Source organism: Sphingobacterium paramultivorum (assembly GCF_014109745.1).
GTDB classification, from domain to species: domain Bacteria; phylum Bacteroidota; class Bacteroidia; order Sphingobacteriales; family Sphingobacteriaceae; genus Sphingobacterium; species Sphingobacterium paramultivorum.
In genome coordinates, this window is record NZ_CP058555.1 from 2,394,917 (window position 1) to 2,408,395 (window position 13,479).

14 protein-coding genes are annotated in these 13,479 nt (G+C 40.2%); 10 read left to right on the forward strand and 4 right to left on the reverse strand.

Annotated elements, in window-relative coordinates; all coding sequences use genetic code 11:
• Window positions 1-108: 108 nt before the first annotated feature.
• Window positions 109-1,056 carry an alpha/beta fold hydrolase gene (locus HS960_RS10415; RefSeq protein WP_159728408.1) on the reverse strand — a complete coding sequence of 316 codons (948 nt, stop codon included), beginning with the start codon at window positions 1,054-1,056 and terminating at the stop codon, window positions 109-111.
• Window positions 1,057-1,434: 378 nt separating this feature from the next.
• On the opposite strand from HS960_RS10415, the gene HS960_RS10420 reads away from it, so the two are divergent.
• The 9 genes from HS960_RS10420 to HS960_RS10460 all read left to right on the forward strand — a co-directional run bounded on the left by HS960_RS10420 (window position 1,435) and on the right by HS960_RS10460 (window position 9,086).
• Window positions 1,435-2,733, forward strand: a complete 1,299-nt coding sequence (locus HS960_RS10420) for an epoxide hydrolase family protein (RefSeq protein ID WP_159728411.1) — start codon at window positions 1,435-1,437, stop codon at window positions 2,731-2,733.
• 148 nt (window positions 2,734-2,881) lie between these two features.
• Complete coding sequence (locus HS960_RS10425; protein ID WP_159728413.1) at window positions 2,882-3,340, forward strand: protein-disulfide reductase DsbD N-terminal domain-containing protein; 459 nt, start codon at window positions 2,882-2,884, stop codon at window positions 3,338-3,340.
• 33 nt (window positions 3,341-3,373) lie between these two features.
• Window positions 3,374-4,147 carry a DUF1223 domain-containing protein gene (locus HS960_RS10430; RefSeq protein WP_159728415.1) on the forward strand — a complete coding sequence of 258 codons (774 nt, stop codon included), beginning with the start codon at window positions 3,374-3,376 and terminating at the stop codon, window positions 4,145-4,147.
• A 127-nt stretch (window positions 4,148-4,274) separates the two neighbouring features.
• Complete coding sequence (locus HS960_RS10435; protein WP_182332553.1) at window positions 4,275-5,255, forward strand: heme-binding domain-containing protein; 981 nt, start codon at window positions 4,275-4,277, stop codon at window positions 5,253-5,255.
• Window positions 5,252-5,692, forward strand: coding sequence for a hypothetical protein (locus HS960_RS10440; protein ID WP_159728419.1), 441 nt, complete (start codon window positions 5,252-5,254; stop codon window positions 5,690-5,692). The genes HS960_RS10435 and HS960_RS10440 overlap by 4 nt, the downstream gene beginning before the upstream one ends.
• Before the next feature lie 43 nt (window positions 5,693-5,735).
• The gene (locus tag HS960_RS10445; protein ID WP_159728421.1) at window positions 5,736-6,779 is read left to right on the forward strand and encodes an alpha/beta hydrolase; all 1,044 of its coding nucleotides are present in this window, start codon (window positions 5,736-5,738) and stop codon (window positions 6,777-6,779) included.
• 26 nt (window positions 6,780-6,805) lie between these two features.
• On the forward strand, window positions 6,806-7,204 hold the full coding sequence (locus HS960_RS10450; RefSeq protein WP_159728423.1) for a DoxX family protein: 399 nt from the start codon (window positions 6,806-6,808) through the stop codon (window positions 7,202-7,204).
• A gap of 120 nt (window positions 7,205-7,324) precedes the next feature.
• Entirely contained in the window at window positions 7,325-8,341 is a 1,017-nt protein-coding gene (locus HS960_RS10455; RefSeq protein ID WP_182332555.1) for a sensor histidine kinase, read from the forward strand.
• A complete protein-coding gene (locus HS960_RS10460; protein WP_159728427.1) occupies window positions 8,322-9,086 on the forward strand; it encodes a LytR/AlgR family response regulator transcription factor in 765 nt (254 codons plus the stop codon). The genes HS960_RS10455 and HS960_RS10460 overlap by 20 nt, the downstream gene beginning before the upstream one ends.
• A 122-nt stretch (window positions 9,087-9,208) precedes the next feature.
• On the opposite strand, the gene HS960_RS10465 is transcribed toward HS960_RS10460, so the two are convergent.
• From HS960_RS10465 to HS960_RS10475, 3 genes are all read right to left on the reverse strand, one after another.
• The gene (locus HS960_RS10465; protein WP_159728429.1) at window positions 9,209-10,276 is read right to left on the reverse strand and encodes a DNA polymerase beta superfamily protein; all 1,068 of its coding nucleotides are present in this window, start codon (window positions 10,274-10,276) and stop codon (window positions 9,209-9,211) included.
• Window positions 10,273-11,019 carry a nucleotidyltransferase domain-containing protein gene (locus HS960_RS10470; RefSeq protein ID WP_159728431.1) on the reverse strand — a complete coding sequence of 249 codons (747 nt, stop codon included), beginning with the start codon at window positions 11,017-11,019 and terminating at the stop codon, window positions 10,273-10,275. The genes HS960_RS10465 and HS960_RS10470 overlap by 4 nt, the downstream gene beginning before the upstream one ends.
• Before the next feature lie 217 nt (window positions 11,020-11,236).
• The gene (locus HS960_RS10475; RefSeq protein ID WP_159728433.1) at window positions 11,237-12,877 is read right to left on the reverse strand and encodes a hypothetical protein; all 1,641 of its coding nucleotides are present in this window, start codon (window positions 12,875-12,877) and stop codon (window positions 11,237-11,239) included.
• Between the two features lie 124 nt (window positions 12,878-13,001).
• Between HS960_RS10475 and HS960_RS10480 the strand changes: the two genes are divergently transcribed.
• Window positions 13,002-13,472, forward strand: a complete 471-nt coding sequence (locus HS960_RS10480; protein ID WP_159728435.1) for a DinB family protein — start codon at window positions 13,002-13,004, stop codon at window positions 13,470-13,472.
• Window positions 13,473-13,479 lie beyond the last annotated feature (7 nt).

The window sequence follows — 13,479 nt, forward strand, 5'->3', positions numbered from 1 at the left end:
GGCAGAAAGTCCAAGCAATTGTTGGTTGTTAGCATTGTAGTTTACTGTTTAATAATCGTTTCAAACGAAAAACCTGTTAGCTATTTATCATTTTTTGTTTCAGATAACCTATGGAGCAAGAAATGCAATAGCCTTCGTTAAAAAAGTCTCATAATTTTGATAAAATGCGGCGTGCCCCGAATCTGAAAACTCTAAAAGCATAGCGTTTTCTAAATTTTGTTTCATATTGTAGGCATTTTGAATGGAAATTGGAAGGTCCTGATCACCATGTACGATTAAAACAGGTTTTTTGATAGCCTTAATTTCATCCAGTGCTCCGGGGTCTGGCTGTGCCCAGGTTAGTACAGCTGTAAACTGAGCAGACGAACTAGCATCGCTAAGCACTGGATCTCTATCAATTATCCGTTGATGAACTCTAGCATAAGATGATTTTCCAGACGCAATACTTGACTGTGAATCGGTAAATCCGAATTTTAAGTAGGAATCTTCGGGACTAAGTCCTGCACTTCCAGCAATTATATTTGGAAGATTGGAAAGACCAATAGCTCCCTTGGGCCCACTATCAGCTAAAATTATTTTATTAATTAGTTCGGGATCCGTCAAAACAATTCTTTGAGCCACGAATCCGCCCATTGAAAATCCCATAATATTGACCTTCCCTAAATTCATTGCTTTGATAAAATCAATGGCATCGTTAGCCATTGCCTGAATAGTATTGGGGGTCGCTCCTTTCGAAGATGCCACTCCTTTATTATCAAATATGATCAATTTGTATTCTTTCGCGAGACCGTCGGTCACGACAGGATCCCAATCATCCATAGAACCACCTGTTCCAGGTAGTAATACTAGCGGAATTCCTCCATCTTTACCCCAACTTCGGTAAGCGAAATCTGTTCCTTTCACATTGATAAAGCTGGTCTTCGCATTTTTGTGATTTACAATGGTTGTCTCCTGCCCTATTGGTAAATCATTATCGTCGCTACACGAAATCGATACTGCGGAAAAAAGGCTTAAACATAGTGCGCCTGCGATAGTAAATTTTCTGATTGTCTTCATTTTATTATTGTTTTAATGATTATGAAGCAAACTTAAAACGATCGTCAAAGCACTACATACCCAAAACAGTTGAACCGGACAATTTTGTAAGTGAATTAGTCAATTCCGCGGCTCATATAGTTTCATAGAAAAGTACCTCTACGTTGATTACAGGACAATGCTTTCTATCAAAATCCTTCATAGCCGGTTCTTTTATCTACCGATATCTTACTTTCAATCCGATTTATAAAAATGGAACTTCCTGTTCGAGCTTTAAAACTCCCAGCTCACCTGTGAATATGTCCACTTGAACCTATTCTCCGTTTAACACCCACGCCGCCCCACATACATTTGTTGCAACAAAAGAAATCAGATCGTAAAATCTAAAACAAAAAAGAAATGAAAACAAAAATAACAACAATCCTTATGGTAGCGACATGCGCACTATGTATTCCTACAATTACAAATGCACAGCGCACCATAGCAAAAACGGAAAGCGTAAACTCAGAAACTGGTATCAGACCTTACAAGATCAATATTCCACAGGCTAAACTTGATGAACTGAAAAGACGTATTTCGGAGACCCGGTTTCCAGATAGCGAAACGGTAAACGATGAATCACAGGGCATACAACTAGCCCAGTTAAAAGAACTGATCAATTATTGGGGAAATGGCTATGACTGGCGTAAGCTTGAAAACAAACTGAACGCGCTGCCACAGTTTGTCACCAAGATTGATGGACTTGACATACAGTTTATCCACGTGCGTTCAAAGGAAAAAGGTGCCTTACCCCTTATCCTTACACATGGATGGCCAGGATCACCCTTGGAATTTATCGATGCTATAGGCCCACTTACAGATCCCGTCAAATACGGTGGTAAAGCTGAAGATGCCTTTGATGTTATCATTCCCGCAATTCCAGGATATGGATTTTCCGAAATCCCTAAAGAACTTGGCTGGAACCCTGACCGTGTTGCCAAAGCCTGGGATATTTTGGTAAAACGTATGGGCTACACAAAATATGTTTCTCAAGGTGGAGACCATGGATCTGTAATCTCCGACGCGCTTGCCAGACAGGCTCCTTCGGGGCTATTGGGTATCCACCTGACCATGCCGGCCACAATTCCTGCAGACCTGGTAAAACCAATCAACGCCGGTGATCCCGCTCCGACAAGCCTTTCTCCAGAAGAAACAAAGGCTTATAATTCAATGCGCACTTTCTTTGGCAGAAACGCAGCGTATGGCGGGATGATGGTGACTAGGCCACAAACTACAGGCTATTTGCTTTCTGATTCTCCAACTGCACTAGCAGCGTTTTTATACGAAAAGATCGCTGAGTGGTCAGAAAGTAACCTCCAGCCAGAAAAGGTAATTAGCCGCGATGCGATCCTTGACGATATAACTTTGTATTGGCTAACCAATACCGGAGCATCCTCGTCCCGCTTTTACTGGGAAAATAATAACAACAATTTCAGTTCCGAACATCAGCAAACAAAGCGCATAAAAATTCCTGTAGCTATTTCAGTATTTCCGCATGAAATCTATCAAGCACCAGAAAGCTGGTCGAGAGCGGCTTATCCTTCTTTATACTATTATCATATCGCACCAAAAGGTGGGCACTTTGCGGCATGGGAACAGCCGGAGCTCTTCACCCAGGAAATGAGGAACGCTTTTAAAACGCTGCGGGATCAACTGTGATTATTTTCCTTTATGATCCAAACTGTCCATTAAACTGTCCATTTAAGGGCTTAAAACGTCTACTTCAAGCAGTTTACAGTGGCAGCAGGAGCATAATTCCGGTCTATTTGTACAAAGAATTTAAGGTTTAACAATTAAAAACATAGAAATGAACAGATTAACAATTTTAGTACTGACAGTTCTAATGATGTTCTGCTCACATTCAAAAGGACAGACCTTATTCGGTCAGGTGACATGGGAATGCACGCTTAAAAGGAAATCCCCCGAAGAAGGAGAAATCCGGATGAAGGCCAGGATCGCCCCCGGATGGCATATGTATGCACTGGGCAACAGCCCCCTGAGCCCTATCAAGATGAATTTTAAATTCGAGCCTGACAGATCTTACCAATTGGTGGGAAATGTGAGCCAGCCCAGCCCACTGTTGAAGTCTGATAAACTTCTGGGCATGCCAGTTACCTATTTTGAAAATGAGGTCGAGTTCGGTCAGAAGATCAGATTAAAGGGCAAAAATGGAACAATCCGGGGAACCATTCAGTTTATGCAGTGCAGCGATCAGGTATGTGTTCCGCCACAGGATTTCGGCTTCTCCCTAAAAATCTTCAACTAACAACAAACTATAAACAGCTTAAAAATTTAGATCATGAAATCAATAAAAGAAATACTATACGTTTTGAGCCTGCCTTTGATCATTGCCCTGATCATGGCCTTCAAGGGTATCAATGATGATAAAAACCTGCAAAAGATCAAAAGCAGCAACTCCGACAAAAGCTTCGCCGTGGTCGAGCTCTTTACTTCAGAAGGTTGCTGGAGTTGCCCTCCCGCAGATGAGCTTATTGCAAAACTTGAGAAGGATAACCTGAATAAAAAACTTTATATCATGGCCTTTCATGTCGATTACTGGGATCATCAGGGATGGAAAGATCGCTTTAGCAAAAGCAGTTTTACCGAAAGACAGAAACAGTACGCCACATGGATGAATCTAAGTACCTTATATACCCCCCAAATGGTCATCAACGGCAAACAGGAAATGGTCGGATCGGAAACAGGCAAAGTCATCAGCGGCATCCAGTCCGCGATGCTGGAACAACATACTGAGACTCTTGCTTTAAAAGTATTGAAAGCCGAAGGCAAAAATATCCAGATCGCTTATGTATCATCCTCTAGCTCCAAAAACTCGGACATCCTGGTCGCTCTTGTCCAGAAACACGCTTCCTCTCAGGTATCTGCGGGAGAGAACGCCGGAAAAGCCCTCTCCCATGTGCAGGTTGTACGCGAGCTGAAGAGCATGGGCACTAAAGCCCAGGACAGTTTTTCTTTTAAACTTCCGGAAACCGGTCATGCATGGGAAATCATCGCTTTCGAGCAGAACAAGAAATCCGGAGAAATACTAGCTGCCACAAGCATAAACCTTTAGGAAATGGGTTGTCCATTTCGGGGATCCAAAGGAAGAATTCAACATGCAATATGTCCGGTCCAACTGTTTTGAGCTTCCCTAGGGTAGTACTTTACCTTAATTTTAACATAACAAAAGAGCAAAGATCATGAAACTCCTAAAGCGAATCCAACTGATACCCACCATATTCATCTGCATTGTGGTCGGTCTTATCGCCCTTCAATTTTTCAATAGAACCATTAAACAAAAAGCCGTAACCGGACATATCAGAAATGTGCCCAAACAGGTTCAGCTTATCCTAGAACGTTCCTGTTTCAACTGCCATTCCAATGAGCAGCGACTATCGTTCTTTGATAAAATTGCCCCGGTATCGTGGATCGTGAACAGGGATATTGACCGTGCACGGGAAGTGATGAATTTTTCCGAGTGGGATAAGCTCTCCGATGCGGAACAGAAAGGTAAATTTTATGCCATTTACAATATGGTAAACGCGGGTAAGATGCCCCTGCCTTCCTATGCGCTCACACATCCGGACTCAAAACTATCTGCTGTTGAAGTAGCGACCATAAAACAGTATACCCTTTCGCTATCCGCAAAAGATGGTTTGCTACCTGCACATCAGGGTATTGCGAACGTACTAGAAACAACAGCTGCCCTTGCCCCGGTATCACCGAACGGAATCCCGTACAATGCCGATTTTAAGAACTGGAAAGTGATCGGGATGAGCACGCTTATCGACAATACACTACGCGTGATTTACGGAAATGACATCGCAGTCCGCGCTATCGAAGAGGAAAACTTCCACCCCTGGCCCAATGGCAGTGCAGTGGCCAAGGCGGTTTTTAAACAGACCCGAAAAGCCAATGGAGATATCGTGCCCGGAGATTTCGTAAACATGCAGTACATGGTAAAAGACGGAAAAACATATAAGGAAACCGAAGGCTGGGGTTTTGCGAAATTCAATGGTCAAGATTTAAAACCCACCGGAAAGACCGCACTGTTTGCCCAACAGTCCTGTATCAGCTGTCATAGGCAGCTCGCAGAATCGACGGGTTACCTGTTCAATGTTCCGCCGAAAGTGAACTCCAAAAGAATGATCCAGCAATATCTAAAAACTGTCCAAAAATGAAAAAGATCCTATCCGTACTATTTCTAAGTAGTTTAATCTTCGGCTCATGCAGCAAGAACATATCAGATAAAGAGAATGGAAAAATACGGTTCATGTTTGAACCCGGCGAACTGAAATTTATCTCATCATCTTTTAATACGGACAGGCAGACGATGTCGGCATTATACGGGAATAAGGAAGCCCTGTCCCTCCTGGAAGGAGCCCGACATAGTCACGACCGCGTTTCACTCAAGCTTGTTACCTATAAAATGCTGGAAGATCCGCAATATTTTGGGAGTAAAGTAAACGGTGAACTCTTGCGTGTAGAGACGGTAAAAGCCGGCGGCGATGGCAAACTGGACTACACCACAGAATATGGTGAAATACCCTCCGGAGAATCCAGAGAGCAGCGTATTGCCGACATAATGGATACTGATCCCGTAAATTTTCCACAATGATAGCTTCAACTCAATAATTTAAAATCGACAAAAAACAGATCCAATGAATACAATAGCAAATTTTGGCAAAAAGGTGATTTTCACCCTCTCGTTATCCCTGCTTGCCACAGCAGGTGTATCATTAGTCCACGCCCAACAGCTTTCTCAGGATAAACATGTACAGGCTGACAACACCGTAGACTCCGCATTCCAGCATACAAAAAAAATAAGGGCAGGACTGCTTGATATAGGCTACGCAGAGGTCGGTCCAAAAACCGCGAAGCCCGTTATCCTGCTCCATGGATGGCCATACGATATTCATAGTTTTGAAAAATCCGCTGAATTGCTTGCAGCAAAAGGATACCGAGTACTTGTGCCCTATCTCCGGGGTTACGGAACAACAACCTTTATTTCGCCAAAGACTGTACGTAACGGACAGCAGTCAGCTGTGGCGCTCGATATCATCGCCTTCATGGATGCCTTGAAAATAGATAAAGCTGTTGTTGGGGGCTTTGACTGGGGCGCCAGGACTGCCGATATCATGGCTGCCCTCTGGCCGGAACGTGTTTCTGCGCTGGTGGCTGTAAGCGGGTATCTGATCGGGAGCCCCAAAACAAATGAGATCCCACTTCCACCGGCTGCTGAATTCTTGTGGTGGTACCAGTACTATTTCTCAACGGAGCGGGGTTACAAAGGTTACAAAGCACATACAGCGGCTTTTAACAAACTGATTTGGAAAACAGCCTCCCCGAAATGGTCTTTTGATGAAGAAACCTATCAGCGCTCGGCCAGATCGTTTGAAAATCCTGACCATGTTGCTATCGTGATCCATAATTACCGCTGGCGGCTGGGGCTTGCTCCCGGAGAGAAACAGTACGACGAACTTGAAGCAAAGCTCGCCAAATCACTGGATATCACCGTACCGACCGTGACCCTGGAAGGTGATGCCAACGGTGCGGCGTTTCCACTCCCTGAAAACTATGCTTCCAAATATAAAGGAAAGTACAAACACCATAACCTGACGGGTGGGATCGGACACAACCTGCCACAGGAAGCACCCAAAGAATTTGCAGATGCCATTATTGAGGCCGACTCGCTCTCTAAATAATAAAGAAATTAATCACAAAAAATATTATGAAAAATTCAACATACAAAAAGATTTATTTTACCGGAAGTATCCTGATATCAATATGGTTTGGGCTCAGCGGCTTTTTTGAACTGACACATAACCCTGCAGTATGGGACATCACACAAAAATTAGGCTATCCAGCGCATTTTATATACATTCTCGGCGTATTCAAAATTTTAGGTGTTACTATATTACTGATCCCGAATAGATTTAAAAGGCTTAAGGAATGGGTTTTCGTAGGTATGTATTTTGATATTATTTTTGCGTTCTTCTCAAAAATTGCTGTTCTTGAACCTTCTTCCGTAATCGATACATGCGTTGCCATTACTATACTTTCAGTGACCTATTTTTCATTTAATAGGATAAATCATGTTATTTATACAGCAAAAGATCTAAATACTTAAATTACAAGTATCAGGTATTTAGATATAAAACATTTTTCGCTAATTTGCTGGCATTTCAAACAGCCAGAAATACCAGCAAATTATATAAAACATTATCAGCTTAACAACGGTGAGCAAAGTATGAAGACACCTTTTTATATATCCCATAAACTAATCTGGATCAGTTCAATATCATTGGGTATACTAACATCTATCCCAAAGATTGTGGACCATAATTTTATTCTTTCTGAGGGTATTGCCGACTTTGGTGTAACCACGGGTTTTGCCCTTTTGATCTGGTACTACAATATCCATTCGATACCAGCCTATACAAAGAAAACGGGCAGCAAAAATGTGATATCACCTCAACTTTTCAGAGGTTTAGGAGTTGGTTTGGTATTGATGTTCGTACTTTCCTCAATACAGTATTACATCCTTTCACATCTCAATTTTGGACCTAAAATGCTGATGTATGAGGTCAGAGGTGTACTCATCAACCTGACTTTCTATATGTTTATACATCTCCTATACCAGACTTATCTCAACCAGCAGGTGGTACGGGAACTTGAGCGTTCGATGTCCGCAAACCTCGCAGCACAGTATGAGCTTTTAAAACAGCAGGTAAATCCGCATTTTCTGTTCAACAGTCTCAACACGTTAAAATACATGGTGGAAAGCAATGACACTCAGTCAGCGGAATTTATCATCAAGCTTGCTGATTTTTACAGGTTTACTTTGGGCAGCCTCAAACTGAACCTACTTCCACTCGGAGAGGAGCTACAGATCATGGACTCCTATATTTACCTATTAAAAGCACGTTTTGAGGAAGGTTTAGTTATTTCAATGAATCTAGGACGTGAAATTTATGGAAGTTTTATTCCTCCTTTTACATTGCAGCTCTTGGTAGAGAACTGCATTAAACATAATATAGTTTCACTTGAGAAACCCCTACATATATCCATTGGGCAGGAAGGTGATTACCTTATTGTCAGCAATAATATACAGCCCAGGAAAATATCGGAACCTTCTACCGGTTTAGGACTTGAAAATATCAACCAGCGTTATCTTCATCTATCCGAAAAGGAGATCAGTATCCTAATGGATACTGAAACATTTACTATAAAACTTCCCATTATATATGAACATACTAATAATTGAGGACGAGATTAAAGCTGCCCGTTCCCTCGAGAACCTGATATCGAAACTTCGTCCAGAGTCTAAGATTATGGCAAAGATCCAGAGCGTTGAAGGAGCCATAGATTACCTCTCTGACAGTGCCACGCCGGATCTTATCTTTATGGATATACAACTTTCTGACGGGATCAGTTTTGATATATTTAAGTCGGTAAAGGTTGTATGTCCTGTTATCTTTTGCACAGCATTTGGTGAATACGCAATGGAGGCTATAAAAGAGAACGGAATTGATTATCTGCTTAAACCCTTTTCAGAAACAGACCTAAAAAACGCTTTTGAAAAGGTAGATAATTTCAAGAATTTCTTTCAGAAAACCACCGAAAATAATCTTGTTGAACTGATCCAGAAGATCAGTGGCGAAGACAATAAAAAGAAGAGCTTTCTCGTGTTCAAAAACAATAAGTACATGACGGTGAAGACAGAAGATATTGCTTTTATCTATATTAACTACACCTCTCCGACCATGGTGACTTTTAAGGGTGAGCATTTTGATCTCAGTCAATCCCTGGATCAGCTGGCCTCCCAATTATCTGGCAAAGATTTTTTTCGGCTGAACAGACAGTATTTAATCAGTTTTTCGGCCGTTAAAGAGGTTGAACATTATTTTGCCAGGAAATTATATGTCAAATTGACTGTCCCCACAGACGATAAGCTGCTTATAGGCAAAGAAAAGACCGCCCAGTTCCTCAGTTGGCTAGAAGATCGTTAAGATACAAATGTCCGCTTTACGCTTGAATATGTCCAATTAAAAGTTAACCTGTTTTGGTCTTCGATCTAATTTAAAGTTCGTAAGATCATTTGGAATAACAGATTAGATCCTTGCATTAGGAATTAAAGCTTGATCTGATAAAGGTACTTACGCATGTCAACCAATTGCTGCCTTAGCTTATCCTGATCTGGCGCTACCGAAAGTAAACTGTGCAAGCAGAGTTCCTGCACTTCCTGAAAGAGCTTTTGCGACCAGACAAAAAGTTCATCATAGCTATAAGCACCATTTTTGATGCGCAGGAGCTCTTCCCTATTGAAACGTTGTACCTGTAGTTCACTTTTATACAAAATCTCTTTTGCCTGTTGCAATAGACGTATGGTATGCATCATATTTTTGGCATCATAGCCCTGCCCGTGATTCATTGTCCCTCGAAAGCGCGCTTCATTGCGTTCTGAAACCCAACTAAAATATTCATTATAGGACTTACAATACAAAGAGTAAGCTTCGTGATTAACAAAGAGGTACGCACAAAGTGTTTCTTCCTTACGAATAGAACTGCAGGAAACCTCAGTGCTCTCTGGTGTAGCAACGATGCCTTTGTAACCCAAAGTCTGCGTCTCATCATAATACAGGGCATACATCCCCTTTGCATGTTCGATCTTCGCTAAACCACAGTTTTCCTGTTTCCACAACTGCTTGCTTAACCAGGCTCTTAACGATAAACTACCATTACCAGCTATGATAAAGCAGAAATCCAGTAAACTTTTACGTTCTCGATCCATCGGATTGTTGATTTTCTTGTTCAATCCTTTTGCCTTCCGCACCTGTACCATGGCGTATTGCGCAAAGGTCATTGCGGCCTCTCGGGTGATAAAATCCTGCATTTTAAATTGATCAAACAGAGGATCTTTGTATAGTATGCAATCGGTAGGACTAGCCAAAAGCTCCAATAAAGTAGGATTACTCTTTGAAAGAAGCTCCACAAAGCGCCCAAGCTCATAGTAAACTTCATCATTGCTTGCATTTGCAACCTGCGCAATATATTGACCGCCCAAGTAATATTCCAGGGGCAGATAAAACACCCCCCTGATATCGGTATCGGAAGATGCTGTCGCCAATCCATATGCCCGGCTACCGACAACGGCCTCAAACAGGATCAGCCCGCTATCTCGAAGTTCGTCTATAGTCATCTTAATACGGTTTTAAAGTAATTCTCCAGTCCTTCCTTATCCGATACGGATACGGGAACCTGTTTTACTTGATGCTCTAAATCTATTAACCTTGTTTCAATATAATTCCTTATGGACGCTGAACAGTTGTATATAAACCCCTCATCTTCTTGACTCTTCAACAGCTGCAATTCCAACACTTCGATTTTTACAACATCAGGCAATAATACGGATAGTTCTGCTAATGTCATAGGCGCATAACTGCAATAGGTGATATTCCAGTCTGCTGCAAGTAAAGATCTTAGGATATAAAATAAGCTCTTGAGCTTCATCGTTTCTCGTTGGAGATCTTCAATTTTGCTACGGACAATCCCTAAATAATGATGGGCGTGCCTACGTGCGTCAAAATAATTTTCGACCATTGTCCTAAAACTTGTTTTGAATCCGTTAAACTCGTAATAGACGACTGGCGACTGTATCCATTCAAATGGACTCACATTACTCTTATACAATAATGTGAGTACTTTAAAGAGGTCCCAACCTACCATATCGAGGTCATCGATTATTGGAAATCGCATTTCGGTCGCCAGCGGAAACAAGCGGGAGTAGTCCTCCGCTTTTCGCACATAAAAAAAACGTACGTCGTAATCACTGTCGATTGATGGGAAACCCCAACCCCGACTTCCTGATTCACAGGCGAAAAGTATACGTATCCCTTCACTCGCTTCTATTTCCATTAGCTTTTTAATGATATGTGCTTTCATTTCTTCGTGTTTTTTAATTTTTCATTAACACAAAGATCGATTGCGATACTGAAGCCTTTTTGCGCATTAAAAAAAGAGCATAAAAACAACAGGAGATCACTCTATATCAGTCAGATAGTTTTCTTAAAAAAAATCGAGCCTTACATAGGAATATAAAAGTACGCAGATAGATTGCGTAGCACTTCCAGTTCTTCTGACCAAAACTCATATCAGTTTATCATTCCACTTCAATAATTTCTTGATGAATTATAGCCCCATAGTAATCTCTCTTGAGATATCTATATATTCCCTTTGGAAGCTCTATCTGTACCGAATCCTTTTGGGAAAGTGACAAGTAAACTGGGATCGCTGTTTTATCCAATTGATATTCCTTTTCATGATAGATGTAAATGGCAGATTTGCCTGATTTGGTCGAATCAGTACTTAATAGAAGATATCTTCGATTTAAATCATTGGATCCAATCACTATTTTATCGCTATTCAGATTATTTGATAAATACAAGTCATTACCATTCAACACCTTGTTATCCATAACGTATATTGAATCGTTAATTTCTTGCATAGCTAAAAATTTAACTTGATTAATCGTATAGGGATCAATTTTAGTCAGTTTCTTAAAATACTGAGCCATACTTTTATTTTCTCCAGTATCCCCCTCTTCAATATGTCCTCCTCCGGCTAATACAATAACTTTAACTTGATTTTTTGTAGCGATTTCACTTTTTTGAATAAGATTCTTAGCTTGTTGGAGATCTCTTTGACTTGCATTGCCAAAATCTTCATAGCCAATCACTTTTAAGCCATAAATTCTTGCCGTTCTAATGAGATTCGCCATATTAGGGTCCCTAGTGTAAAATCCACTCTCAACATTTGGGAATCCCAATCTATTAATCCGGTCTTCATCTTCGGATAGACTTTCTAAAGCCAGGACATTAAAACCTTCTTTGGAAAGTTTTGGTAGCAAAAGATTGATTAACAAACGGCAGCGTGGTTGTAAATGATTCTCGTTAAACATAAGCACTCGATGTGCCTTAATTTTTTCGACTATCTCGTCGATTGTAACAGCCGTTTTTTCGACTGCTTGTTGTTCTTGTTTAGTCGCGCTATCATATTGAACACTTTCACCAAGAAACGAACTATATGATTTAAATAATTCGTTCGCAAATTGGCTGTTTTCGTTTTGCAGAACAAGCTTTTCTAAGGTATCTCTTGGATATACATAGTTAACATATCCCCTATCTTTAAAAGCTGATTCAGCTATACTAAAATAATCGGGTTCTTCATCTGGTTTTTGCTCGACAAATTTTGCTCCGTAAGCCAAAGAATTGTATGAAGTTTTTATGCTGTTTAAAACATCCTTAGCACTTTCTTGCATATCGGTGATTTCCGTCCTAACCTCGCTAATCAAAAGAAATGAATCTTTTTTATATGGGATCGCTACACTACTTATTATATTATCTCTATTTTTCTGAATACTTCGATAATAAATACAATGATACATAGAAGTATCTGCAGTGAACTTTGAGACATCTAAAAAAGTTTCCAAACTACCCACAAAATACATCGGGTTTCTTGTCACATCATATGTACCCCACAAAACAATATTCTTTGATGGAAACTTTATTTTTCTCTTTCGAAAAACAGATCTGACATCTTTTAAATCTATATACTTAGATCCGAGGTTTGCGTTCCCATAGAAATCAATCTTTAGTCCTAATGAATCATTTGTCAATTGATTCATTCCCCCTTGAGTAAACTTATTTAATTTCGCAATTGGTCTATTTACAGGTGTACAACTAGAAAGAAAAAATATAAATACCAAAATCTTATAGTGTATATTTAGCTTGAGATGGATCATAATTACAAGATTTTGGTTTAGAATATTTATTAACTGGACTTTGAATATTTACTTGTTAATATATGTATATTGGACGAAATTCACAATGAGTTTATTAAATTAATTTAAAATATTAACCAATACTATGACGAATGAATTATTTGAATTCGAAATTTTAAAAGCCAGCAGAACCAGATTATTACAATTAATAGAAACAGTTGATAATAACATATTATTTAAGATTCCAGAAAGCTTTAACAATAATATCGTTTGGCAAATTGGTCACTGTATCACTTCCCAACAGCGACATATGTATATGCGTAGTGGACTTCCAATGCATATATCACAGGATTTTATGGAAACGTTCAAAATTGGAACTGCACCGCATACTTGGAAAAATACGCCAGACCTTGATGAAATAAAACATCTATTGCTTTATACAGTAAACCAACTTAGTAAAGATTTAGCATCGGGTATATTTGTTGAATACCAACCATTCAGCTTACCAATTGGCTTCTCGATTAATGATCACATCCAAGCACTTCAAGCGGCTAACTTTCACGAAGCCGAGCACAGCGGAATAATATTAACTTACTTAAAACTTCTTAGGCAATAAGATGTTC

What these genes read in the sequence shown, in the direction of transcription:
- HS960_RS10435 (WP_182332553.1), top strand. Translation starts at nt 4,275, where the DNA reads ATGAAACTCCTAAAGCGAATCCAACTGATACCCACCATATTCATCTGC.
- HS960_RS10475 (WP_159728433.1), bottom strand. Translation starts at nt 12,877, where the DNA reads ATGATCCATCTCAAGCTAAATATACACTATAAGATTTTGGTATTTATA.
- HS960_RS10415 (WP_159728408.1), bottom strand. Translation starts at nt 1,056, where the DNA reads ATGAAGACAATCAGAAAATTTACTATCGCAGGCGCACTATGTTTAAGC.
- HS960_RS10465 (WP_159728429.1), bottom strand. Translation starts at nt 10,276, where the DNA reads ATGACTATAGACGAACTTCGAGATAGCGGGCTGATCCTGTTTGAGGCC.
- HS960_RS10450 (WP_159728423.1), top strand. Translation starts at nt 6,806, where the DNA reads ATGAAAAATTCAACATACAAAAAGATTTATTTTACCGGAAGTATCCTG.
- HS960_RS10430 (WP_159728415.1), top strand. Translation starts at nt 3,374, where the DNA reads ATGAAATCAATAAAAGAAATACTATACGTTTTGAGCCTGCCTTTGATC.
- HS960_RS10440 (WP_159728419.1), top strand. Translation starts at nt 5,252, where the DNA reads ATGAAAAAGATCCTATCCGTACTATTTCTAAGTAGTTTAATCTTCGGC.
- HS960_RS10470 (WP_159728431.1), bottom strand. Translation starts at nt 11,019, where the DNA reads ATGAAAGCACATATCATTAAAAAGCTAATGGAAATAGAAGCGAGTGAA.
- HS960_RS10445 (WP_159728421.1), top strand. Translation starts at nt 5,736, where the DNA reads ATGAATACAATAGCAAATTTTGGCAAAAAGGTGATTTTCACCCTCTCG.
- HS960_RS10455 (WP_182332555.1), top strand. Translation starts at nt 7,325, where the DNA reads ATGAAGACACCTTTTTATATATCCCATAAACTAATCTGGATCAGTTCA.
- HS960_RS10480 (WP_159728435.1), top strand. Translation starts at nt 13,002, where the DNA reads ATGACGAATGAATTATTTGAATTCGAAATTTTAAAAGCCAGCAGAACC.
- HS960_RS10425 (WP_159728413.1), top strand. Translation starts at nt 2,882, where the DNA reads ATGAACAGATTAACAATTTTAGTACTGACAGTTCTAATGATGTTCTGC.
- HS960_RS10460 (WP_159728427.1), top strand. Translation starts at nt 8,322, where the DNA reads ATGAACATACTAATAATTGAGGACGAGATTAAAGCTGCCCGTTCCCTC.
- HS960_RS10420 (WP_159728411.1), top strand. Translation starts at nt 1,435, where the DNA reads ATGAAAACAAAAATAACAACAATCCTTATGGTAGCGACATGCGCACTA.